General features: G+C 37.1%; 23 protein-coding genes. 14 read left to right on the top strand and 9 right to left on the bottom strand.

The features are described from left to right. Nucleotides 1–41 precede the first annotated feature (41 nt). Nucleotides 42–794, bottom strand: coding sequence for a UTRA domain-containing protein (locus GQR59_RS16035; protein WP_236546796.1), 753 nt, complete (start codon nucleotides 792–794; stop codon nucleotides 42–44). 170 nt (nucleotides 795–964) lie between these two features. Between GQR59_RS16035 and GQR59_RS16030 the strand changes: the two genes are divergently transcribed. From GQR59_RS16030 to GQR59_RS16005, 6 genes are read left to right on the top strand one after another with little or no spacing between them, the layout of a single operon-like run. Then, nucleotides 965–2,020, top strand: a complete 1,056-nt coding sequence (locus tag GQR59_RS16030; protein WP_160064372.1) for an ABC transporter substrate-binding protein — start codon at nucleotides 965–967, stop codon at nucleotides 2,018–2,020. Nucleotides 2,021–2,031: 11 nt separating this feature from the next. Further along, nucleotides 2,032–2,835 (top strand): alkaline phosphatase family protein, encoded by an 804-nt coding sequence (locus tag GQR59_RS16025; RefSeq protein WP_160064370.1) that lies wholly within the window; start codon nucleotides 2,032–2,034, stop codon nucleotides 2,833–2,835. Nucleotides 2,836–2,849: 14 nt separating this feature from the next. Continuing rightward, nucleotides 2,850–3,806: an ABC transporter permease gene (locus GQR59_RS16020; RefSeq protein WP_236546795.1), complete on the top strand. Its 957-nt coding sequence runs from the start codon at nucleotides 2,850–2,852 to the stop codon at nucleotides 3,804–3,806. Further along, nucleotides 3,799–4,584 carry an ABC transporter permease gene (locus GQR59_RS16015; RefSeq protein ID WP_160064368.1) on the top strand — a complete coding sequence of 262 codons (786 nt, stop codon included), beginning with the start codon at nucleotides 3,799–3,801 and terminating at the stop codon, nucleotides 4,582–4,584. The genes GQR59_RS16020 and GQR59_RS16015 overlap by 8 nt, the downstream gene beginning before the upstream one ends. Further along, the gene (locus tag GQR59_RS16010) at nucleotides 4,584–5,603 is read left to right on the top strand and encodes an ABC transporter ATP-binding protein (protein ID WP_160064366.1); all 1,020 of its coding nucleotides are present in this window, start codon (nucleotides 4,584–4,586) and stop codon (nucleotides 5,601–5,603) included. Before GQR59_RS16015 ends, GQR59_RS16010 begins: the two co-directional genes overlap by 1 nt. Before the next feature lies 1 nt (nucleotide 5,604). After that, nucleotides 5,605–6,270 (top strand): HAD family hydrolase, encoded by a 666-nt coding sequence (locus GQR59_RS16005; RefSeq protein ID WP_160064364.1) that lies wholly within the window; start codon nucleotides 5,605–5,607, stop codon nucleotides 6,268–6,270. Between the two features lie 278 nt (nucleotides 6,271–6,548). Here the strand turns inward: GQR59_RS16005 and GQR59_RS16000 are convergent, their stop codons facing one another. After that, on the bottom strand, nucleotides 6,549–7,334 hold the full coding sequence (locus GQR59_RS16000; RefSeq protein ID WP_160064362.1) for an iron chelate uptake ABC transporter family permease subunit: 786 nt from the start codon (nucleotides 7,332–7,334) through the stop codon (nucleotides 6,549–6,551). Continuing rightward, complete coding sequence (gene znuC, locus GQR59_RS15995; protein ID WP_160064360.1) at nucleotides 7,327–8,118, bottom strand: zinc ABC transporter ATP-binding protein ZnuC; 792 nt, start codon at nucleotides 8,116–8,118, stop codon at nucleotides 7,327–7,329. The genes GQR59_RS16000 and znuC overlap by 8 nt, the downstream gene beginning before the upstream one ends. A 138-nt stretch (nucleotides 8,119–8,256) precedes the next feature. Here znuC and GQR59_RS15990 point away from each other — a divergent pair, with 138 nt between their 5' ends. After that, complete coding sequence (locus GQR59_RS15990) at nucleotides 8,257–9,414, top strand: zinc ABC transporter substrate-binding protein (RefSeq protein WP_160064358.1); 1,158 nt, start codon at nucleotides 8,257–8,259, stop codon at nucleotides 9,412–9,414. Between the two features lie 79 nt (nucleotides 9,415–9,493). On the opposite strand, the gene kdgR is transcribed toward GQR59_RS15990, so the two are convergent. Further along, entirely contained in the window at nucleotides 9,494–10,279 is a 786-nt protein-coding gene (kdgR, locus tag GQR59_RS15985; RefSeq protein WP_160064356.1) for a DNA-binding transcriptional regulator KdgR, read from the bottom strand. Between the two features lie 345 nt (nucleotides 10,280–10,624). On the opposite strand from kdgR, the gene GQR59_RS15980 reads away from it, so the two are divergent. Continuing rightward, nucleotides 10,625–11,266 carry an RpiB/LacA/LacB family sugar-phosphate isomerase gene (locus tag GQR59_RS15980; RefSeq protein WP_025562633.1) on the top strand — a complete coding sequence of 214 codons (642 nt, stop codon included), beginning with the start codon at nucleotides 10,625–10,627 and terminating at the stop codon, nucleotides 11,264–11,266. 116 nt (nucleotides 11,267–11,382) lie between these two features. On the opposite strand, the gene GQR59_RS15975 is transcribed toward GQR59_RS15980, so the two are convergent. From GQR59_RS15975 to GQR59_RS18750, 3 genes are all read right to left on the bottom strand, one after another. Next, nucleotides 11,383–12,051, bottom strand: a complete 669-nt coding sequence (locus tag GQR59_RS15975) for a hypothetical protein (RefSeq protein WP_160064354.1) — start codon at nucleotides 12,049–12,051, stop codon at nucleotides 11,383–11,385. A gap of 451 nt (nucleotides 12,052–12,502) precedes the next feature. After that, nucleotides 12,503–13,270, bottom strand: a complete 768-nt coding sequence (locus tag GQR59_RS15970) for an FCD domain-containing protein (protein ID WP_160064352.1) — start codon at nucleotides 13,268–13,270, stop codon at nucleotides 12,503–12,505. Nucleotides 13,271–13,758: 488 nt separating this feature from the next. Beyond that, nucleotides 13,759–13,923: a hypothetical protein gene (locus GQR59_RS18750; protein ID WP_236546794.1), complete on the bottom strand. Its 165-nt coding sequence runs from the start codon at nucleotides 13,921–13,923 to the stop codon at nucleotides 13,759–13,761. Nucleotides 13,924–14,299: 376 nt separating this feature from the next. Between GQR59_RS18750 and GQR59_RS15965 the strand changes: the two genes are divergently transcribed. The 3 genes from GQR59_RS15965 to GQR59_RS15955 all read left to right on the top strand — a co-directional run bounded on the left by GQR59_RS15965 (nucleotide 14,300) and on the right by GQR59_RS15955 (nucleotide 17,306). Beyond that, nucleotides 14,300–15,304, top strand: coding sequence for a TRAP transporter substrate-binding protein (locus GQR59_RS15965; protein ID WP_160064350.1), 1,005 nt, complete (start codon nucleotides 14,300–14,302; stop codon nucleotides 15,302–15,304). A gap of 200 nt (nucleotides 15,305–15,504) precedes the next feature. Beyond that, a complete protein-coding gene (locus tag GQR59_RS15960) occupies nucleotides 15,505–15,999 on the top strand; it encodes a TRAP transporter small permease (RefSeq protein ID WP_160064348.1) in 495 nt (164 codons plus the stop codon). Continuing rightward, nucleotides 15,996–17,306: a TRAP transporter large permease gene (locus tag GQR59_RS15955; protein WP_160064346.1), complete on the top strand. Its 1,311-nt coding sequence runs from the start codon at nucleotides 15,996–15,998 to the stop codon at nucleotides 17,304–17,306. Before GQR59_RS15960 ends, GQR59_RS15955 begins: the two co-directional genes overlap by 4 nt. A gap of 269 nt (nucleotides 17,307–17,575) precedes the next feature. Here the strand turns inward: GQR59_RS15955 and GQR59_RS15950 are convergent, their stop codons facing one another. Both GQR59_RS15950 and GQR59_RS15945 read right to left on the bottom strand, forming a co-directional pair. Then, nucleotides 17,576–18,229 (bottom strand): TetR/AcrR family transcriptional regulator, encoded by a 654-nt coding sequence (locus GQR59_RS15950; protein ID WP_160064344.1) that lies wholly within the window; start codon nucleotides 18,227–18,229, stop codon nucleotides 17,576–17,578. Nucleotides 18,230–18,420: 191 nt separating this feature from the next. Then, nucleotides 18,421–19,491, bottom strand: a complete 1,071-nt coding sequence (locus GQR59_RS15945; RefSeq protein WP_025564095.1) for a BMP family ABC transporter substrate-binding protein — start codon at nucleotides 19,489–19,491, stop codon at nucleotides 18,421–18,423. A 475-nt stretch (nucleotides 19,492–19,966) separates the two neighbouring features. Between GQR59_RS15945 and xdhA the strand changes: the two genes are divergently transcribed. The 3 genes from xdhA to xdhC are packed head-to-tail and all read left to right on the top strand — an operon-like array spanning nucleotide 19,967 to nucleotide 24,771. Then, nucleotides 19,967–21,517 carry a xanthine dehydrogenase small subunit gene (gene xdhA / locus GQR59_RS15940; RefSeq protein WP_160064342.1) on the top strand — a complete coding sequence of 517 codons (1,551 nt, stop codon included), beginning with the start codon at nucleotides 19,967–19,969 and terminating at the stop codon, nucleotides 21,515–21,517. Next, a complete protein-coding gene (xdhB, locus tag GQR59_RS15935) occupies nucleotides 21,504–23,882 on the top strand; it encodes a xanthine dehydrogenase molybdopterin binding subunit (RefSeq protein WP_160064340.1) in 2,379 nt (792 codons plus the stop codon). The genes xdhA and xdhB overlap by 14 nt, the downstream gene beginning before the upstream one ends. Then, a complete protein-coding gene (xdhC, locus tag GQR59_RS15930; protein WP_160065246.1) occupies nucleotides 23,869–24,771 on the top strand; it encodes a xanthine dehydrogenase accessory protein XdhC in 903 nt (300 codons plus the stop codon). The genes xdhB and xdhC overlap by 14 nt, the downstream gene beginning before the upstream one ends. The last annotated feature ends 2 nt before the right edge of the window (nucleotides 24,772–24,773 follow it).

The following is a 24,773-nucleotide window of genomic DNA, read 5'->3' as shown; positions in this document are numbered from 1 at the left end:
AAAATTGAGGTTAGCAAAACGCTTTAAAGTTAGCTTTATCCTTAGCTATGCTCAATGCTATCAATACTAATCATAACCGCATCTGGTCGCCAATATTCAAATTCACAATCTATTATTTGAGCGTGTTGATTGTAGTTTACACGGCATATTTTCAGTATTTGCTGACCTGGGCTAATGTTTAATGCTTTGGCTACATGTGCCGGTGCTGCTGCAGGAATTACATCGAAACGCGATCGGCTGGTGGTGAAATTATATTTAGTTTGATAGAGGGTTGTTAGAGATTGAGTTAAATTTTCTGAAATAATATTCGGAAAAAAGTGACTAATTAAGCAATTCTCAACAAATAACACGGCTCTGCCATCAATAAAGCGTAATCGTTCGATAACGTGTATTTCAGTTAGTTCAGTTAGTGCCAGGGCTTTTGCGTAATGGCTGGGTGCCATGATGGTACTGACATTTATTAATTGTGTTTCAGCAATGCGTTGTTGTTCTGTGACCATCTGATGGAAATGAGCACGCGATAATGGGTTATATTCGACTCTTGGTGGTGAAACAAACCATCCTCTACGATTTTCTTTGTAAATTAGCCCTTCCGTTTCTAATGAAGCGAGTGCATCTTTAACACTGATACGGGTAATTGAAAATAAATCACTAAGATCTCGTTCAGACGGTAGCTTCTGTAATGGAAGTAATGAACCTCCAAAAATCTGCTCACGTAATACATCCTTCATTTTTAACGGTATTTCAATTTTGCTCTTCATTGTTATTGGTCTAGTCCAGATTTTGTCTGTCATAAGTATTCAATATACATTAAAAGTAATAATTTATGGTTTTATTATTTTTAAAATAGGTTAGTCAGGTAACAAAATTAAAAAAAGTTTTGAATATCTGTCAAAAAACTGTAATGTTTCTCTTGTAGTATGAAAAATGAACTCACTGAACTAGTCCAAAGGATGGAAGTAAAATGAATACATTTAAAGTTTCAACAACACTTATTGCACTCTCTCTATCACAGTCTCTTTATGCTGCTGAACCGGTTAATATCGATTCACTTGTAGCTGCCGCTCAAAAAGAAGGTCAAGTTTACAGTATCGGAATGCCTGATAGCTGGGCAAACTGGAAAGATACTTGGGCTGACCTTAAAACTGAATATGGTATAGAACATCAAGATACTGATATGAGTTCTGCACAAGAAATTGCAAAATTTGATGCGGAAAAGTCTAATGCTACAGCAGATATTGGCGATGTAGGTTTTGCATTTGCACGAGTTGCAGTAAAAAAAGGTGTATCGCAACCTTATAAACCAAGTACATGGGACGATGTTCCTACTTGGGCAAAAGATGCAGATGGGCATTGGGCATTAGCTTACACTGGGACGATTTCATTCATTTCTAACAACAATCTAGTAAAAGATGCGCCTAAAACATGGGCGGATTTACTAAAAGGTAGTTATAAAGTGACCGTTGGTGATGTTGGTGTCGCTTCACAGGCTAACAATGCTGTTTTAGCTGCGGCTATTGCGAACGGTGGGGATGAAAGTAATCTTGATCCTGCTATTGAATTCTTTGGTAAATTAGCAAAACAAGGGCGTTTATCATTTACTAACCCTAGTGTTGCTAACTTAGAAAAAGGCGAAGTCGAAGTTGCTATTTTATGGGACTTTAATGCGCTAAGTTACCGTGACCAAATTGACCGTAGCCGCTTTACTGTTGGTATTCCACAAGATGGTTCGGTGATTTCTGGTTACACTACTATCATCAATAAATATGCTAAAAACCCTAACGCTGCAAAACTAGCGCGTGAATATATATTTAGTGATGCGGGTCAGGTTAACTTAGCGGATGGTTATGCTCGTCCGATTCGTACTAGTGTAAAACTACCTGATGAAATTCAAGCCAAGCTTATTCCAAACGAACAATATAAATCAGCTCACCCAATCTCAGACTTCTCTGCTTGGGAAAAATCTGCACGTAAATTGCCACGTAAATGGCAAGAAGGCGTTCTTATCTACCAAAACTAAAAGGATTTAAGATGAATGATAAGGTCATACTTGTTGTTCTTGATGGCTTAAATCTAAAAGTAGCTCAAGATTGTTTGGGCTACTTAAATGGTTTAGTAGAACACAAGAAAGCAAGCCAATACTCACTTTATAGCGAATTACCATCACTTTCTCGCCCTTTATACGAATGTATATTAACGGGTATTACACCGGTTGAAAGTGGCATCGTACACAATAACGTAACGCGTCGTTCTTTGTTTGATTCGATTTTTAGCTTAGCGCAAAGCCAAGGTAAAGCGACCGCTGCAGCTGCTTATCATTGGGTGAGTGAGTTATATAATCGCTCTCCATATGATGCGATACGTGATCGTCATACTCATAATGAAAGTCTGCAAATTCAACATGGTATTTTTTATCACTGGGATCATTATCCAGATCAAGCTTTGTTATTGGATGGTGAATATCTTCGACAAGAGTTTGATCCTGATTTTTTACTTGTTCACTCAATGAACATTGATGATGCAGGACATAAGTTTGGATTAGATTCTGCTGAATATCGTAATAGTGCACGTCAAGCGGATGTTATTTTATCTGACTTTTTACCTGCATGGATTGAAGAAGGTTACCAAATATTAATAACCAGTGATCACGGCATGAATAATGATCGTTCACACGGAGGTACTTTAGCGGAAGAGCGTGAAGTCCCTTTGTATCTTATTGGTAATCGTTTTAGTCATTTTGATGTGTCGATAAAACAAACTGAGATATGTGGTTTGGTTTGTGAACTGCTTGGTTTACAACATCAAAAAGCATTTGCTGCCGATGTATTAGTATAAATAAGGATTGCAGCATGATAACAACGAAACCTATTGCCGTTACTAATATAGACGGTACTGCTGATATAGATGGTGTGAATAAAGACGTTAAATCTATACAAGCTAATCCCTTATATATGAAAAAAGGGACACCTACTTTTAAAGCAAAGTTAGGTAAATATAAACCAGTATTATGGTTAATTCCTTTTATCATTTTTTATTATCTCTTCCAAATTGCACCAATGGTTTGGGTGCTTGTGAATAGTTTTCTTTATGAGGGAGAGTGGAGCTTAGAAAATTATAGCGAGATAATGGACTCTGCTTTTATCTTACAAGGTTTTAGTAATAGTCTTTGGATTGCTTTTTGGTCTAGTTTTATCGGGCTTATTCTTGCTGCTATTCTTGTTTCATCATTGAGACATTTAGACAGTAAAATTCGTGATGCAATTGTCGCTTTTACTAATATGAGTAGTAACTTTGCAGGTGTCCCTCTCGCTTTTGCTTTTATTATTATTCTGGGTACGAACGGCGCTGTTACCTTGTTATTAAGACAATGGGGAATATTAGGTGATTTTGATTTATACAGTAGCTCTGGGCTATTAGCCCTTTATATTTACTTTCAAATTCCACTTGGTGCTCTTCTTTTATATCCCGCTTTTGATGCCTTAAAAAAAGATGCTTATGAAGCCTCAATGTTACTAGGTGCAAACTCTCGTCAATACTGGATGAAAATAGGATTACCTATTTTATCTCCGGCTTTATTAGGTACATTTATCATTTTGTTTGCCAATGCCATTGGCGCCTATGCAAGTGTGTATGCATTGACCTCTGGTAACTACAACATGGTAACGATTCGTATTGCTAGTTTAGTTTCGGGCGATTTATTTTTAGAACCGAATTTAGCAGCGGCTATTTCTGCTTTATTAATGTTATTGCTGGCCATTATCACTGCGGTTAATCAATGGTTAATTTCAAGGAGCTACCATGCATAATACTAATTTAACGCTCCATAAAACCATCGTATATGGTATCTCTGGTCTATTATTTATTCCGATTTTTGCCACCTTACTTTACTCTTTTTCATCGAGTTGGGGGGCGACTATTTTACCGGATGGTTTTTCATTGAAATGGTATTCGCAACTGCTAACTGATCCTCGCTTTTTGGATGCTTTTGGTCGTTCGTTGTTTATCTGTATTGCATCATTATTATTAGCGATGGTGTTAGTGTTACCGATGATCTTTGTTATTTTTTATTATTATCCTAGTTTGGATAAAGTAATGAATATATTGATTCTATTACCTTTTGCTGTTCCACCAGTTGTTTCATCGGTTGGGTTATTACAACTTTATGCCGATAGCTCAATTCAATTAGTTGGCACACCTTGGATTTTAATCGGTACCTATTTCACCATTGCATTACCTTTTATGTATCGTGCCATTTCAAATAGTTTCACAACGATTAATCTAAGAGATTTGGTCGATGCTGCACATCTTTTAGGGGCAAGCACGACTAAAGCTTATCTGTTGATCATTTTGCCAAACTTGAAAAAAGGTTTATTGGCATCAGCGTTTCTTTCTTTCTCATTCTTATTAGGTGAATTTGTGTTTGCCAATATATTGGTGGGTACGCGTTATGAAACGTTACAAATATATCTATATAACATGCGTCAAACCAGTGGGCATTTTACATCTGCTTTAGTAATGACCTATTTTGCGTTTATTTTTGTATGTACTTGGTTAGCAACCCGTTTCAGTAGAGGGAATCAATAATGAGCTACGTTAAAGTGAGTCAATTGGCTAAAAGTTTTGGTGATGTGACGGTGTTTCAAGATATTAATTTTGAGATTGAAAAAGGTGAGTTTATTACCTTACTTGGACCAAGTGGATGCGGAAAATCAACGTTATTACGTTGTCTCGCTGGGTTAAATCAAGTGGACGATGGTGAGCTTTGGGTTGATGGTGAAGATATTACTGATATCTCCCCTCAACAACGAGAAATTGGTATGGTATTTCAATCATACGCGTTGTTTCCGAATATGACCGTTGAAGATAACGTTGCTTTTGGATTGAAAATGAAGGGGATTAGTAAATCTGAAGCACGCTCAGAAGCCAAGAAAATGATTGATTTAGTCGAGCTAGACGGTAAAGAAAAATTCTATCCTAGCGAACTGTCTGGTGGTCAACGTCAACGTGTGGCATTGGCTCGTGCTTTGGTGGTGAAACCTAGAATACTTTTGTTAGACGAACCTTTGTCGGCGCTTGATGCAAAAATACGTAAAAGTCTACGTCAGCAAATCCTTAATATTCAACGAGAGTTAAACCTAACGACAGTGTTTGTAACACATGACCAAGAAGAAGCGATGTTATTATCAGATAGGATTTTCTTGATGGATCAAGGTTCAATTGTTCAGCAAGGCAAGCCTGAAGATATTTATACAAAACCTGCTAATGAGTTTGTTGCATCATTCATGGGTCATTACAATTTAATTGAAGCCGAAACAGCTAACCAATGGTTTAACTTAGCTAGCCAAGAAAAAGTGGCGATTCGTCCTGAATCTATTTACATTCGTGAAGCTGGCCGCAAGTACGGTGAACATATATCAGCACCGATGCCAGCGACCGTTCTTTCTCATCAGTTATTAGGAAACGTAATCCGCTATAACCTAAAGGTTGAGGAGAACGAGCTAACTGTTGACTTACTTAACCGTTCATCGGAACGATTAATGGCAAAAGGAAGCTCACTTGAGCTGATGTTTAACTTAAATGAAATTCAACCAGTGAGGGCTTAACATGTCGCAAGCACTACACGTTTTTGATATGGATGAGACCTTAGTCAACGGAGACTGTGCTAGCTTGTGGAGTGCGTTTTTAGTTGAAAAAGATATTGTTATTGATCCGGATTATTTAGCGACTGATAAAGCATTAATGGTGAAATATGCGAAAGGTGAGCTAGATATGGAGGAATATATTTTCTATACGCTTGCTCCCATAACAACTATTCCGCAACATGAAATAGATAACTTGGTAGATGAGTTTGTCAGTACGAAAATTCTTCCCTTGGTTTTCCCTGAAGCGATTACGCTAGTTAATGCTTTAAATGCCAAAGGCACCCGATGTTTAGTGATTTCGGCAACGGTCACTTTTATTGTTAAAAAAGTCGCAAAATCCATCGGTATAGAAAATGCGTTAGGTATTGATCTTGTCGTTGAAAAGGGCTGCTATCTTAATCAAGTCACTGGCATTGCGACCTATCGTGAAGGGAAAATATTACGCCTAGAGCAATGGCTTGCTGAACAAAAAACTAGCTTTGAGGCAATTCACTTTTATAGTGATTCAATTAACGATTTACCATTATGTGAATATGCCGATTATGCGTATTTAGTGAACCCTTGTGAGCGTTTATCAGTCGAAGCAATAAAACATCCTGAATGGCAGATCTTTGATTGGGGTAAATAATATCAATCACACTAATTAACTGATCTATTTTACTGGTTAAAATAACTTATTTGTTCGTTGTAAGTTTCATAAAGGGGACAACCTATTAGAGAATTAACCTCTTTTAGTTAATTATCCGACAGACGATTAGTGAAGTTAACCTTCGAAAAGCCTCAACTTGCGCCTTAAGTTCAGTCATTTTTTCTGCGTAAAATTTAGAACAATTATTTAATGTAATCGGCATAAAAAAGGAGCTAATTGAGAGCTCCTTTTTTATTATTAATATTTTACTGTATTATTTAATGTCTTCTCGGTAATAAAATGCTGCCGATAAACAAAATACAGCCTGCCACTACAATCGTTGGACCTGATGGCGTGTCGTATTCAAAAGATCCCCATAGGCCTAATCCCACACTCATTGCACCAATCACCATTGCGATTAATGCCATACTTTCAGGCGTATTTGCAAAGCGCCTTGCAGTTGCAGCAGGGATGATTAACAAAGCTGTCACTAATAACATACCAACGACTTTCATCATAATTGCTACAATCAATGCAATTAATCCTAAAAATAGCCAGTTAATGCGATCAACAGGTAATCCCTCAACACGGGCTAAATCTTCGTGAATGGTAATTGATAACAGAGGTTTCCAGATCCAAATCAATCCTAATAATGCGGCACCACCTGCACCATAAATCCAATATAGATCATCATAACCAATCGCCAAAATATCACCGAACAGATAGCTCACTAAGTCGATTCTGACATTATCCATAAAGGCTAATGCGACTAACCCAAGAGACAATGCTCCATGGGAGAATATCCCCAATAACGTATCACTGGCGAGTTGACGCTGATATTGGCTAATAAACAAGAGAATCGCTAAAATTTGGCAAATAATAAAAATGCCTAAAGTCAGGTTGATATGCAAAATAAAACCAAGTGCAACACCTAATAAAGCAGAATGTGCCAAGGTGTCACCAAAATAGGCTAGTCGTCTCCACACCACAAACGAACCAAAAGGCCCAGCAACTAAGGCTACACCTAGTCCACCTAACAGTGCTCTTAATAAAAAATCATCCATTCTTGCTGTCTTCCTCGTTCCCACAACACTCATGATGATGTTCATGGTCGTGCTGATGTTCTTTATCATGTACGTAAAATGCTAAATGTCTTGCTGCGTATGGGCCAAAAAGTGCTGTGTAAGCAGGGTCATTAACGACGACTTCAGGTGTCCCACTACAACAAATATGTTTGTTTAAACAAAATACACGATCAGTAGATGCCATTACTAAATGCAAGTCATGAGATACCATTAAAATGGCACAACCGCGCTCTGTACGTACACGACTGATCAAGTCATATAATTCAACTTGGCCATGTACATCAACTCCTTGCACGGGTTCATCTAACACTAAAATGTCAGGTTCACGCATTAACGCTCTAGCCATTAGCACACGTTGTAATTCACCGCCTGATAAACCTTGTAATGGCGAATCAATAACATGCTCCGCGCCAACATCTTTTAATAAAGGTACAAATTTTGTTTTATCGTGGCCTTTTGCTAATGCTAAAAAGCGCCTTACTGTAATAGGAAAGGTGGGATCGATGTGAAGTTTTTGTGGCACATAACCAATTGTTACATCTTTAGCCTTTTCTACTTTGCCTGATGTTGGTTTTTGTAAACCAAGTGCAACCCGCAATAAGGTTGTTTTACCTGCGCCATTAGGGCCTACAACCGTGACTATTTCACCGGGTTTAAGTTGTAAATCCACTGATTCAAGTAATGAACGACCGCTTATTTGTAGATTTACATTGCTTAAAGTGAGTAGTGGTTGACTGTTATTATCTTTATTGATCGCTAACATTGTTAACAAATTACCTTTATTTAATCATTTCTTTTGTAGTGCTTGTGTCAATCACTTTTAATGTATTTTATAGCTTGTTGACAACTTAAAATGTTATAATATAACATTACGTTAATCAACTATCTTAAAGGACTAAACATGAAAAAACTATTATTTATTTGCTTATCTATATTTGTACTGCCATTGCAGACATTGATGGCAGATGAAAACCCGAAAGTCGTGGTCAGTATTAAACCACTTCATTCATTAGTCAGTGCAGTGATGGAGGGGGTTGCTACGCCAACTTTATTGGTAAAAAAAGGCTCTCCGCATGCTTATACTTTACGTCCTTCAGAAGCGAGAGCATTAGCGAGTGCAGATCTAGTGATTTGGATTGGACATGAGATGGAAAGCTTCCTTGAAAAGCCATTAGAAACGGTTGCAGAAAACGCTAAACAGTTAGAGCTAGCTGAAGTACTTGAAACATCACTATTAAAAACGCGTAGCGGTGTTGAGTGGGACGAACATGAACATCACGAAGACCATGCGACTCATGAAGAGCACGAAGGTCATGAAGAACATGCGACTCATGAAGATCATGATGAAGAGCACGAAGGCCATGAAGAACATGCGACTCATGAAGATCATGATGAAGAGCACGAAGGCCATGAAGAACATGCGACTGACGAAGAACACGATGATGATCATGAAGGTCATAAAGAACATGCGGATCATGAAGCAACACATGACGAAGAACATGAAGGCCATGACGAAGATGCTGATCATGAAGAGCATCATCATGGTGTAATGGATATGCACTTTTGGTTAGATCCTAAAGTAGCGCAAAAAATAGTGACTGAAACAACTAAAATGTTAATTGATATCGACCCTGCACATGCAGTTCAATATCAAGCTAACTCAGCTAAATTAACGACAAAACTAGTCGCACTTGATGCATTATTGAAACAAAAATTAGCACCAGTGAAAGATACGCCTTATCTTGCATTTCATTCTGCTTATCAATACTTTGAAGTCGCTTATGATTTAAATGCAGTTGGTTCTGTTACGATTGACCCAGATAGAAAACCTGGTGCAAAAGGTATTAGCGAGATACGTGAAAGAGTGAAGAAAACGAAGGCCCGAGCTGTATTCAGTGAACCACAATTTGAATCAAGCTTAGTCGAAACAATTATCGAAGGAACTGGCGCAACAACAGGCGTGCTTGACCCACTAGGTTCAGACTTAACTCAAGGACCTGATACATACTTTATCTTATTGAATAATCTAGCTGATAACTTAGTCATTGGCTTAAAATAACTGATTTAAAAAGTAAATCTTATTTTTGATGTAGCTACAAAGAAGACCTAGCGATAAGTTAGGTCTTCTTAAACTAACGTTATTTTACCGGATAATTTTTATAACCTAATTCAGATGAGATATTCTTTCCTGCTTGTTGTAATAGCGTCACATAATGCGACATGCGCTGTTCATCAAAACGAATGGTAGGAAATGAAATTGAGATACCTGCTATAACACTACCAAACCTATCAAATATTGGTGCTGCAATACATCTTAAACCAGGCTCTTGTTCTTGGTTATCTTCTGCGTAATGCTGTTCTTGAACAACCTTTAATTCAGATAATAATTGATTTGTATTTTCTAATGTTTTTTCAGTGTGTTTAATAAATTTTACATCGGATAACGTCTCACGAACAAAAGCTTCGTCTCTACCTGCCAATAAGACTTTACCAATTGCCGTACTATAAAGAGGGTTACGACGACCAATTTTTGATTGCATTCTTAAACTGTAATTAGAGTCAATTTTATGGATATAAATAATTGAATTATCGTCTAGTGCACCTAAATGTAATGCTTCATTTGTTTGCTCTGATATTAAACGCATCTCTTTATCCGCCAAGCCAATTAAATCTACATATTCTAAAGATTTAGCACCTAATTCGAATAACTTAAGCGTCAGTGAGTACTTATCTGCTTGATCTTCTTGAGTGACATAACCGAGGGTTTTCATCGTTTGTAGGAATCGATAAGTGGTTGCTTTAGACATCATTAAACGTTGTGAAAGCTCTGATACACCAATATTTTTTTGCTCACCTAATGCTTGTAAAATACTAAATACTTTTAATACCGATGAGACAGATTCTGGTTGAGTTGGTTTATCCATTGCTTTTCCTTATCGTTTTTATTTGTGCACATCATAACCTGAGTTAATTTTCAGTGCAGTATTTTTAAAAAGCCTTTTTAAAAATTTAAAAACCTTAATGTTGAAAGGAATAATGTTGAAAGAAGTTAAATTTGAAAGGAATTACATTTAAAGGAATCGTATTTAAAAGGAATGACATTTAAAAGAAGTCGTACTTGATGAATAATTCTTGATATACATCTAAATTTATAAAACGATGTTTCATAAATTATTGTAAGTGATTTTTTTCTACGTATATTGGTATGAGTTGTGACAGATATAATTATCTTTAACTAAATTAATAGCAGCATCGCTGTAGGAGATACCATGAAAATAGCGTTAATGATGGAAAATAGCCAAGCAGGTAAAAATGCAATGGTGTTAAATGAGCTAAAAACCGTTGTAGATCCGCTTAATTATCCTGTTTATAACGTCGGTATGAGTGATGAAAATGATCACCATTTAACCTATATACACTTAGGGATTATGGCGAGTATTTTGATTAATGCTAAAGCCGTTGATTTTGTTGTTGCTGGTTGTGGTACAGGTCAAGGCGCGATGATGTCTTTAAATATACATCCTGGTGTTGTTTGTGGTTATTGTTTAGAACCTTCCGATGCATACCTATTTAACCAAATTAACAATGGTAATGCATTGGCGTTGGCCTTTGCTAAAGGATTTGGTTGGGGAGCAGAATTAAATGTACGTTACATTTTTGAAAAAGCGTTCACGACAGGTGAGCGTGGACAAGGTTACCCGTTAGAGCGCGCGGCTCCGCAGCAAAGTAATGCAAGTATTTTAAACGATGTTAAAGCTGCAATAATGAAAGATAACTACTTAGACACATTAAAATCAATTGACCAATCATTAGTTAAAACAGCCGTATCAGGCGAGCGTTTCCAACAATGCTTTTTTGAACATTGCCAACATGATGAGATTAAACAATACGTACAATCATTGTTAGCTTAAGGTTTTTTAATAAAAAAGGGCAACTACCTTAAGATAGCTGCCCTATAATATTTACCCCGTCATTGATGTATTAGATAACTAGGTAATTAGTTATCTAATAGGTGAAAATATGTAAACTACTTTTTAGCTAATTTAAATTCATCGATACGTACTTCTGTTTGCTTCGCAACATCACCATCCATATCAATTTTTGATAGTTCTGCAATGTGTAGTTTTGCATAAACAGTCACTGACACATTTGTACCAGAGTTAAAGCTAACTAATGTTTGACGGAAGCTATCTCTTACTGCACCTTTAGGTGCATTATTAAGCTCTGATGTATGTACTGTTTTAGTTGCTAATGATTGACCAGATGCACTTGTTACACCAAACACTAATTCTGTTGGTGATTCATCGCCTTTTTTATCGTTGTAATAGAGAGAGAATTCATAATCTGTATTTGGTTGTAAACCAAAGACTTCTTGGCTTAAACCTGGTTGAGCAGTAAAGTCATCAGACGCAGCGATAAAGCGTAAACGAGATGATCCTTCTTCACCAAATGCCGTATCTTTCGAGCTACCAGCGTCACCTAAGCCTTTATTTTTATTCGCATTTTTTTTCCAAACATCACTTTTACCACTATTACTTCTGAATTGAGTTAATTGTGGGTCGATAATTAGATTGCTGCCGGTTGCGACTGAGACTACAGAGTTTGTTGTTGATACAACTTTTGATGTTGTATCTGCAGTATTAGCACAACCCGCTAATAACCCTGTAATCACTAATCCTAAATAAATTTTCTTCATTATTTTATCCCTTACACATACCTTTATTAATGGAAAAGCCACTCTATAGTGATATTGTATTATTTTATGTGATTGAATAAACAGTTTGAAAAGGGCATAGATAAATTCATCATGGGATTAGTATTTATGTGAGATAGATTTTTTAAGTCCAATTAAAAGTGAGAGCTGTGTTGTTTCGACTTTACGGAACTTCAATATAAATTAGACATTCACTATTAATATAAGTACTAAAAATCCTATTTTGGGTCCTAGATGTAGTGATGATGATCTTGAAGCCCTCAAGTGAAACAAGTCTGCTTAAAATAAGCTAGATAAAGTAAGTGGTCTCGATCATTGCATCGATGACCACTTACTTTTTTAGATCGTTTGGTTGAGCGTTTTGGATCAGTACTGCGTCATTAATTAAAATTAAATCTAAACCTAGACCTTAACCTTAATTTAGACCTAAACCTTAATAACTAATCACTGGGTTGGTACTGAACAGGTAACCATCAAAATCAGGATGGTCAATATCAGACAAACTGAATAATGTTTGTTTTACATTTTCTAAATGCTGCCACATTGAATCTCGCGCACCCGCCGCATCTCTGCGCTGCAGGTTCGCTAAAATCTTTTCATGATCCTTTAGCCACACTTTACGGTAATCTTCATTGTTAATGTGTAAATGTAGTTGTCGCCACATCGGACTATTATTTCTTTGTACCCACAGGTCGTGGACCATACCACTCAACACGCTATTTTGTGTCGCATCGGCAATCGCCATGTGAAACATTTCATCGCCGTCATAATCTTTACTATTATTTTCTAAATTTAGACGTTCCATTTCAAGAGCTTGACGGAGTTTGTCTATATCATTTTTGGTTATTTGTGTGGCTGCAAACTCTGCGATGCGACTTTCAAGAAGTTGTCGTGCTTGTAATGATTCAAAAGGTCCAACGTCATTATCTTCATTTTCAATGTCATTTGTTAGGTGTCCTTGTGAGTTGATCTCGTCAGAGGGAATACGGGTCACATAAACACCTGAGCCTTTTCGTACATTTACAATTTCTTGTAGCTCCAACATAATTAAAGCTTCACGCACAACAGCTCTGCTGACATTCATTATATGTGCTATTTCACGTTCGGGAGGAAGCTTTTGACCGATCGAAAACTCTCCGCTAGAGATACGTTTTTTTAATGCGATACCAATTTCTTGGTAAAGGCGTTTTGGCGAATTCATCGTTTACAAAACCTTTTAAGTTTCTTGATAGTGAGCTTACTTAGCTTTTTGTACTTTTATATAAAGGTTAAGTACAGAGAATAGATATGAAAGCTAAGTGCATTTTTATAAGTTTGTAGTTTGTATAGATTTGGGTCTTTATCAGCCAATAATATTGGTTTAAGTAATATCAGTTCTTATTATTCTTTTTATTTAATACTTCAATGACCATTTAAAATGTAACTTATAGATATTAAAGGTTAAGTTTAACATTTGCTTAACTTGTAAATGTGCAAAATTTTATCAATTTAAATTTACCAAATAGTTATTCATATACCTTATTCATATATCTTCTTTATATACCCTATTTATATAGCTTAACCATTTGTCCTTAATGGTGTCGCTATTGAATACAATGAGCTGTTTTGCTTGAGTATATTGTAAGTTTAATAAAGGTAATGATGTCAAACATACCATTATAAACCTGTTATCACCGACATATGATCTTCTTATTTTATAAGTTGATGGGCCTCTGTTATTGCATCGATAAGAAAGTTAAATAATTTAAATTTCTTATCGAGTAAATTATCTAGCATATTCGATTTTTTTGATAGTTTATAAAAATGCATGTGATCACATAAAACCATTAATTGGTCTACCAATTGTTGATTCATGTTAGTTCTTTATTACTAAAAAATAATTAAATTGTTAATTATCAATATCTTATGTTTTTATCTTGTTTGGTGTCTCATAATTGAGTGAGAAAATACTTCGATCAATTAACTGTGATCCCTATCCTTTGGTCCTACCAAAATAAACTCTATACTCATTTTGTTTTGTAAAGTAACTGTTTAATAAATGTTAATTTTACTTTAAAAAGTAGGCTTAAATCTCGCTAAGTCTACAGTAATTTATTAATGGAAAGCGTAATTAGCCTGTAATAAGTAGCAGTAATATTAATCGCTTACACATATTTATTCTTTTGTGTATTTAACGTTTATTTTGTACTACTTAATACTTTCAATATGAAAAAACGAACAAGGAAAAGTTATGTTATTTGGTCAAAAGTTTAAAAAAGTCATTAAGACTACGGTAGCTGGCGCAACGTTTGCTGCATTAGCTGTATCAACAACATCAGTAAACGCCGAGACACTTCGTGGCGCTAGTATGTTCGATGGTAATCATACTTTTACTAAAACAATGGTTAAATTTGGTGAGCTAGTTGAGCAGTATTACGATGGTGATGTTGAATTTGATTTACGTTTAAATGGTGAATTAGGCGTTGAAAAAGATTATGTTACTTTTTTAAACCAAGGCGTAGCGATTGATTATACGATATTGGCGCCTTCTAACATGGCAAGATTTGCACCTTCAATTCCATTAATGGATATGCCTTTCCTATTTCGTGATTTAGAGCATTGGAACACGGTACTTTCAAGCGACACATTAGCGCCGCTTGAAAAAGAGCTATCTGACAAAGCTGATATTGTTATTGTTGGTTATGCGGGCGGTGGTACTCGTAACCTTATTTCAAGTAAACGCATCAGTAATATGGATGAGCTAGCAGGACACAAAATGCGAGTAATGGGTGCACCTATCCAAGCGCAAATCTTTGCGGCTATCGGCGCGACACCTTCTGCTATTTCTTACAATGAAGTTTACAACGCAATACAAACGGGCGTTGTTAGCGGTCTAGAAAATGAAGCTGCTAGTATCCAGAACTTGAAGTTTTATGAAGTTGCACCAAACGTTACCTTAACAAGTCACACGATTACAGTACGTCCTATTGTATTTAGTGGTAAAAGCTTCCGTAAACTACCTGAAAAACTTCAAGCTGCCATTAAAAAAGCAGGTAAAGAAGCGGGTGATTTTGGTCGTGAGTTAGAAACGCGTGAAGATGGCATTAAATTAAAGCAAATGGCAGATGCTGGACAAATTCAAATTGCAGAATTTGCTGAACGTGAAAAGCTATTAATAATTGTTAAACCTGTTCAAGATAAATTTGCTGCAAGTATTAATGCAACTGAATTACTTGAAGCGATTCGCAATAAGTAACAGTTACATTAGCAATAGTTACCTTAGTAACAATGATTTTATTAAAGTAGTTAATGACTCACTTTTTAACTAGATGACGTTGGTTTAAAAGTCATCTAACTAAACTGTTAACACTTTAATAAGTAATAACTCTACGTGGTCCAAACAGAGATCACGTAGAGATCTCTCCTTTATAAACGAATTTCTTTTTGAGGTTACCCATGATTAAACGCAGCTTAGAGTTGCTTTGCACGGTACTAAAAGTAACTCTAACAATATTAGTGGGTGCTTTGGTCATCCCAGTTGCAATGCAGGTTATTGCTAGATACACAGGTATCATTCCCGTTTATCTTTGGACTGAAGAATTAGCGACCTTTATTTTTGTATGGGTAGTGATGATTGGTTCAGTGTTAGCCGTCTGGGATAACACACATTTTGATGTTCAAGTATTACCTGACAGTTCAAATCCACTCATTTTGTTAATTCAACGATCAGTTGTGTACTTATTAGTAGGCGGGTTTGGTGCAATGTTTACTTGGTACGGTATCGATTATGCAAAATTTGGTGGTATCCAACATTCAGTAATGATGAACGCAAACTTATTAATCACCCATATTACCGTGCCATTTGCAGGATTATTGTGGTGTATTTTTTCTCTATTTAAATTCTCAGAAGCATTTCAAATATACAAATCAAGCAAAGGGATAACGCAATGATTCTTACTACTGGAGTAGCCTGTGCGTTACTCGTTGGCTGCTTTCTTTTATTAGTTATATTGCGTGTACCGATTGCATTTGCATTAGGGCTTGCAACACTTCCCGTCGTATTCTTAGATATTAGGCTTACCCCTTTTATCATTATCGATAGAATGTTTCAGTCGTATAACTCGTTTATTTTGCTTGCTGTTCCTTTCTTCTTATTAGCCGCCAATTTAATGAATTCCGGGAAGATAACCGATAAATTAATTGATTTAGCGCGAGTACTAACAGGATGGATGCCTGGTGGCTTAGGCCATGTAAATGTCGCTGTTTCTATGTTATTTGCTGGTATTTCTGGTTCATCAACGGCTGATGCAGCCGGTTGTGGGAAGATCTTAATCCCTGCCATGATTAATGAAGGTTATGACAGACGTTTTGCCATTGCCATTACCGCATGTTCGTCAGTAATGGGCGTAATAATACCGCCTAGCATCTTGATGATTGTGTGGGGCGGCGTTATGCAAGTCTCTGTTGGTGCTTTATTTTTAGCGGGCGCAATACCGGGGCTGTTAATTGGTTTCTCATTAATGGCGACGGTTTATGGTTACGCAAAAGTTTATAACTATCCAATTACTGTAAAACCTACTTTTAAAATGGCTTTTAAAGCATTTAAAGGGGCTGCATTGGCGATGTTAACACCCGTTTTTGTTATTTACGGCATTGTCGCTGGCATCGTAACACCAACAGAAAGCGCAATTATCGCAGCAGGTTATTCATTATTCTTAGGCATGGTTGTCTACAAAACAGTGAAGCCACGTGATGTTGGACCTATCCTTTATGATACGGGCCGATTTGCTTCAATTTCATTGTTTGCGATAGGGACTGCATCAGTATTTGGATGGTTGCTTGCTTATTATAACGTGCCACGCTTAATCATTGATTTTATGGTCAGTATGGAGTTTGGACAATTAGGAACACTGCTTGTTATTGCCTTTTTATTCCTGTTTTTTTGTTTATTTATTGATGCGATTCCAACCATTATTATTTTAGGAACGGTACTTTTACCAGTTGCAACACAAGCTGATATTTCGCCTATTATCTTTGCCATCATTGGTATCATTTCCCTCGCATTTGGATTGGTCACTCCACCCTATGGTTTATGCTTATTAATTTCAGCATCGATTGGAGGAATGAATGTTATTCAAGTATTAAGAGAAGTGTGCATTATTCTGCTACCCATGTTACTTATTTTATTCTTAATTATTATGTTTCCAGAGATAGCACTATGGCTTCCTAAGCAATTGATGCCAACGGCGGTAAGTTAAAGATAAGTTAAAAGTAAGCTCAAGAGAAGCTAAAGATATATTGAAGATAGACGAAAGATAAATTGGATAAAGTTTAATATAAAGCACCTTACTGTTTTAGTAATTCATATCAGAGACCTAACAGTAAGGTTGCTTTTACTTCTTTTCAATCACTGCTACACATTAGTAACCTTCTGTATAATGCGTCATGAGTGATGATTCATCTTTGAAATCATTATCTGTGCGACTAAAACGATTAATACAAACCACCACAGTAGGCATCATCTCAATTAAAGAGGTTTAATCCCACAGCCTTTTAAAGTGACTTGTGTGAGTAATTTAATTCCTTTATTGAAGTCATCTTCATCTAATTGCTCTTTACCCATTAAAATACTGATTTGTAATCCATGATCGGCATAGGCTTGTGTTGTAGACCAAAGCATAAACAGTAAATGCTCTGAATTAATAGGATCCATCCATTCTTTCTCAACCCAAGCATCAAATACTTGGCAAGTTTGATCAAATTGATCTTTTAACTCTTCCTGTAGCGAATCACGTAGGTAATGCGCACCATGTAAGACTTCTGCTGCAAATATGCGTGACGCATTTGGGTGTTCTTTTGATTGGTGTATTTTATTAGAAATGTATTTAGGTAAGGCTTCGTTAGGGTGAGAGTCTGCACTCATTTCATTCATGTGATTCATCCACAACTTTAATAGCTGGTTGATCACCGCCTTATAAAGGCCTTCTTTTGTCTTAAAGTAATAAAGAATATTTGCTTTTGGTAAGCCCACAGCTTCAGCAATAGCAGCAACTGTAGTGCCTCTATAACCTCGTTCAGCAAAAACTTGCTCTGCTGATGTTAAAATTTGCTGTAAATTATCTTTACGTATATCAGCTAACGAACCACGTGACTTAATGCTTTTTTTTATTACTTTTTTCATAAATTAATAATGCTCTACGAGTTTAGATACAGGGTTAACAAAGTGATAAAAATAGGGGATTTAGCGTCATACTAAATCCCCCAATTTTCATTTATCTTAACGATTATTCGTACAGAGTTCGTTGATTAAGCTCAGGCGTTATTAACGCTAAGCGAATATAAATGACTAAGATATAATTAGGTCCGTTCTCATTATTTCAACTTACCATCAACACCTTCTACGTAGTAGTCCATGCGTAATAAGTCGCCGTCTTTCATTACTTCACCTGCAGGTAAAATGACTTTGCCAGACTGATCTTTAATTGGACCCGTAAATGGGTGGAATGTACCGTCAACAATTTGGTTTGATAGTGCCGTTACTTTAGCGACAACATCTTTTGGCACAGCTTCGTTGAAAGGTGCTAATTGAGTCATACCAGAAGCAATCCCTTTCCACACATCTTCAGATTTCCAAGTACCATCTAAAACAGATTGAACACGTTGCTCGTAAAAACCATTCCAGTTATGTACAGCTGCAGTTAATTGAGCTTTTGGTCCATATTCGCTCATGTCTGAGTGGTAAGCAATAGCATAAACACCTGCGTCTTCAGCTGCTTGTACTGCTGCTGGAGAATCTGTATGGAACGTAATAACATCTGATTTTTGATCGATTAAGCTGTTAGCTGCTTCACGTTCTTTTGCTGGATCAAACCAAGTATTTACCCAAACAACTTTAACTTTAATATCAGGGTTAACCGATTGAGCACCTAGTGTGAATGCATTGATCCCACGTACCACTTCTGGGATTGGGAATGCACCGATGTAACCAATGACATTGGTTTTAGACATGTAACCAGCAACCACGCCGGTTAAATATCTTGCTTCGTAAATACGGTCAAAATAAGTCCCTACATTCTTAGCGCGTTTATAACCTGTTGCATGTTCAAATTTAACATCAGGAAAACGTTTTGCTACTTTCAATGTTGGGTTCATGTAACCAAATGAAGTCGTAAATATTAGTTTATGTCCACTTTGAGCTAATTGAGTGATCACGCGTTCAGCATCAGGTCCTTCTGCTACATTTTCGATAAAAGTTGTTTTAATTTTATCACCAAATACTTTTTCTAAGTTAAGTCTTGCTTGATCATGCGTGTAAGTCCAACCTGCTTCTCCTGTTGAACTAACGTAAACAAAACCTATCTTTAATGGTTCTTCTGCTGCATTGCTTAATGCAGAAAAACCTAAAGTAAGTGTTAAACACAACATCTTGAAAATATTTTTCATCTTCCTTTCTCCAATATTTTGACTTTTTGTTTTGTATTAAAAGTTGTTTAGGGACTGCTTATTTCTGATATTGTTTGTTGTTAAATATGACTTCTTATATTCAACAACACAGAATTTATAACAGTATGGTTATTTTATAGTATTACGATTACAAAGTATCACTGCAAAAATAGCGCCATCCTCTCGCATTACTGTTAAATACTTTCTGTAAAAGTATTTTTACTTCTATTTAAGTTTGTTAAACCAGACAGAAGAATACTCACCAGACTTAGCTGGTTTTACCGTAAACGATAAAAAAAACCACGATATTCCTTATTAAATAGCTTTTTTGAGTGCTAGATCAAAGGTTGGTACATAGTATGCAATGCAATGTATTGACCAAATGGTCAAAAGTGTTTTAAATATTTTTAATGTCAGCTAAGAAATAACGTTAAGCCCCTAGTAATAAAGGCTTGGTTAATAAAGAGAGGTTTACGTGGTTCAATTTTTACTTAATAACGAAATGGTTAAGTTACAAGCATTTGCTCCAAGTTTGAGCATTTTAGATTGGTTACGCACCAATATGGGGAAAGTGGGCAGCAAAGAAGGCTGTGCTTCTGGAGATTGTGGTGCGTGTACGGTAGTGGTTGGTGACTTAATTAATGGCGAATGGCATTACAAAAGTATTAATGCTTGCCTAATGTTAGTAGGTAACTTGCACGGTAAACATCTATTAACTGTTGAAGCATTGACTACAAAAATGAATCCAGCAGTTGAAGATCTTCACCCAGTACAAAGAGCGATGGTTGAATGCCATGGCTCACAATGCGGCTTCTGTACACCTGGTTTTATCATGAGTTTATTTGCTTTATATATGAATTTTGAAACTTACCCAGGCAAAGAAAAGGTGATTCAAGCATTGGGCGGAAATTTATGTCGTTGTACTGGTTATCAACCTATTTTAAAAGCGGCTGAAAAATGTTTTAGCTATCAAAACCAAGCTGCACAAAATATTGCACACAAAGATCATCGCTTTAGTAAACAAGTCCAAGCATTAACTATTTCCTTAGAAAAAGACTTAGCATTAAATAAAATACCAATGATTGAAAACACAACAAGCGAAAGTGAAGGACAATACTTTTATTTACCACAGAATCTAGCGCAATTATGTGAATTAAAAGCCTCACATCCCAAAGCACAGTTTGTGGCTGGCGCAACTGACCTCTCTGTAGAATTTAGCCAACGACTTAGTTATAACAACCAATTAATTTCAGTGCGTTACTGCCCTGAATTGATGCAATTTAATGAAGATGAACAAGGTTTACACATTGGCGCTGCACTCCCTTACAGCGAATTCCTTGATAGATTTTCTGATATTTACCCTGAATCACATGAATTATTTGAACGCCTAGGTTCATTACAAATTAGAAATGCAGGCTCATTAGGTGGCAGCATTGCTAATGCCTCGCCGATTGGCGACCCTGCACCCTTATTTATTGCGTTGAACGCTAGCCTTGAATTACAAAGCATTCGCGGTAATCGTATTATGCCATTACAAGATTTCTTTCTTGATTACCGAAAAACACAATTAGCACAAGACGAAGTTATTGTGGCCATTCATATCCCGACACGTAGCCCTGAATTTAATTTAAGTTGTCACAAAATATCAAAACGCATAGAAGATGATATTTCAGCGGTATGTTTAGTTTTAAGTTATCAACTTGATGGCGATAAAATGCAAGATGTTCGATGTGCAATGGGTGGTATGGCGGCAACACCTGCATTAGCCAAAAATGTAGCGCAGGCATTAGAGGGAAAAACCTTCAGTTTAGAAAACTTACAAAACGCAGCATTGCAAATACAAATCGATTTTCAGCCATTGTCTGACGTTAGGGCATCTTCAGCTTATCGTTTACAAGTGAGCAGAAATTTATTCGACCGCATTTGGTATCAAGGATCTGGGAAGATCCAATTGCAGCAAAACAGTGATCTTGCCATTCATTCTATTTCAGCTATTCACACAAGGATTAATCATGCGTCACTTTAAAACAGATAAACCAAGTGGGTCTACAAAGAATGCAATTGGTAGCTCTTTCATACACGAAAGCGCGGTAAAACAAGTTATTGGTAAAGCGGCTTATATTGATGATAGACCAGAGGAAGTGAATAGCTTGCACGCTTACCCTGTGTTATCGACGATTAGTAGCGGTAAGATATTATCAATCGATACCAGCGATGCATTACAAATTGAAGGTGTTGTTGCTATTTATGGTACACAAGATATTCCAGGTAAAAATGATATTGGTCCGGTTTTTTCGGGTGATATTTTATTAACAGATGACGTCGTTGAATATCATAGCCAACCGATTTTGTTAGTGGTTGCAACGAGTTACCAAACTGCACGTATTGCAGCCCGAAAAGTCGCGATTGAATACCAAGAGACCGCCGCTGTTATTGATATTAAAGAAGCCATTGCCAATAAAAGCTGGGTTCGTCCTCCACATGCGCTACACCGAGGCGATGCACAACAAGCGATTAAAGACGCAACGCATCAAGTGAGTGGTGAGTTATATGTGGGTGGTCAAGAGCACTTTTATTTAGAAGGGCAGGTGAGTATTGCAACACCAACAGAAGATGGAGGCATGTTTATACAATCTTCAAGTCAGCATCCATCTGAGGTTCAGCATCTAGTCGCTAAAGTATTAAACCAACCATTTAACTATGTAACTGTCGAAATGCGTCGAATGGGCGGTGCTTTTGGTGGTAAAGAAACGCAAGCTGCACCATGGGCTTGCCTAGCTGCGTTAGCTGCTTATTACACAGGTCGCAGCGTTAAAATTCGTTTAGCACGTAGTGATGACTTTAAAAGTACAGGTAAACGCCATCCTTTTTATAATACTTACCAAGTTGGATTTGATGACAATGGTTTAATCACCGGTGTTGATATCGATATCAATGGGTATTGTGGTTATTCGCCAGATTTATCTGATGCGATTGTTGACCGTGCTTTGTTCCATGCTGACAACGCTTATTACTATCCCAATGCACATATTAATGGTAACCGTTGTAAAACTAATACCGTTAGTAACACTGCATTTCGTGGCTTTGGTGGCCCGCAGGGGATGATCATGGCGGAGCAGTTAGTAGACGATATCGCTTATTACCTCGGTAAAGATCCATTAGAAATTCGCAAATTAAACCTGTATGCACCAGGACGTGACTTAACGCCTTATAAACAAAAAGTTGAGCAATTTATATTGCAGGATATGATCGCCCAAATGGAACAAGAGAGCGATTATTGGGCGCGTAAAACAGCCATTGAAACCTTTAATAAAACATCACCTATTATCAAAAAAGGGTTGTCATTAACACCGGTTAAGTTTGGTATTTCATTTACGGTTCAACATTTAAACCAAGCCGGAGCATTAGTTGTTATCTATTCCGATGGAACCGTTCATGTAAACCATGGCGGCACTGAAATGGGACAGGGATTAAATACTAAAATTGCACAAATAGTCGCGCAAACATTGTCTATCGATATGCAACATATTTTAGTCAATGCAACGCGCACCGATAAAGTCCCAAATACTTCGCCTACTGCAGCATCAAGCGGTACTGACTTAAATGGCATGGCAGCATTAAATGCGGCCAATACCATTAAAGAAAGATTGTTTGAGTTTGCCGCTACACATTTTGATGTGGAACCAGATAGTTTGGCGTTAGTGGATAACCAATTGATCCATGAAAAAGGTCAAATTAGTTTTGCTGAGTTAATTAACCTTGCTTACTTAAACCGTATTTCACTTTCTTCTACTGGCTTTTACGCAACACCAGAAATCTACTACGACCGTGAAAAAGCGGAAGGGCATCCTTTCTTTTATTATGCGTACGGTATTGCCTTGAGTGAAGTCGAAATTGATGTGCTAACCGGTGAAAATACCGTTACCCGTGTTGATATATTGCATGATGTGGGTAACTCAATTAACCCAGCATTGGACGTTGGCCAAATCGAAGGGGCCTTTATTCAAGGGATGGGATGGTTAACAACCGAAGATCTCAGTTGGAATGACAATGGTGTATTAGCAAGTAATGCACCTGCGACTTATAAAATACCTGCAATTGGTGATACGCCAGCAGAATTTAACGTGACGCTGTATGATTCAAAAAATCCTGCTACCACTGTGTTTAAATCTAAAGCCGTGGGTGAACCACCATTTATGTTGGGGATAAGCGTATGGAGTGCATTACGTAATGCCGTTGCGAGTATCACTGACTATCAATTTGCACCAAGCTTGAATACACCTGCTACCGCTGAATGTGTTTTAGGTGCAGTACAAGTGGCGAAAGATTGGTTACAGGATCAAAAATCAGGGAAACAAGGCACTGATAAAAAAGGAACTGGCGATGCTTAATATCTCAACGCAAGGCTTACACGCCCATAGCTGGTTAGAAGCGGCTACAGAGCTTGAGCAAGGCACAGAAACCTATGTGATTGTAACGCTGCTAAGCACCGCAGGTTCTACACCTCGTGCTAGTGGTACGAAGATGGTGGTCAGTGAACATAATATTTACGCCACCATTGGAGGCGGCCATTTAGAATTTAAAGCGATTAAACAGGCTCGCCAATTAATTGAACAAGGAGAAACATGCCAGCAAGTTGAAAACTTCCAACTAGGTGCCAATCTAGGGCAATGTTGTGGTGGACAGGTCGTTGTATTGTTTGAAGTGTTTGCTAGCGATAGTATGCAATTAGATGTGTACGGTGCAGGTCATGTCGCGCAAGCCTTAATACCGGTTCTCGCTCAACTTCCAATTCGTGTCCGCTGGATTGATAGCCGTGCAGATTTATTCCCAGAACACGTGCCAGCAAACGTGAAAAAAATAGTAGATGAAGAACCTACTGATCAAGTAAAAAGTGCCACTAAAAATACGGCTTTCTTAATATTAACTCATAATCATCAATTAGATTTTTCATTAACTCAGGCGATTATTAAGCGTGCCGATTCGTTATGGCTTGGTGTTATCGGTTCAGATACCAAAGCGAAGAAATTCCAATACCGTTTAGCACAAAGAGGTTTTACAGATAAGCAGGTACAAAGCATGACCTGTCCTGTTGGCCTAAAAGAAGTCTCGGGTAAGTTACCAATGGAAGTCGCTATTTCAATAGCAGGGCAGCTGGTGGATCTTTACCAAAGCTTACAAGTTGAACAACCGAAACAAAAGGGTAAACAATGGAAAGAGTTACAAAATAACTTGGTTCATTTAAGCGCTTTGCAAAGCAAAAAAAGTAAGGTTGGTTAATG

Source organism: Psychromonas sp. L1A2 (assembly GCF_009828855.1).
Lineage (GTDB): Bacteria > Pseudomonadota > Gammaproteobacteria > Enterobacterales > Psychromonadaceae > Psychromonas.
The sequence above is the reverse complement of the archived record's forward strand: the minus strand, read 5'-3'. Positions and strand labels throughout refer to the sequence as shown.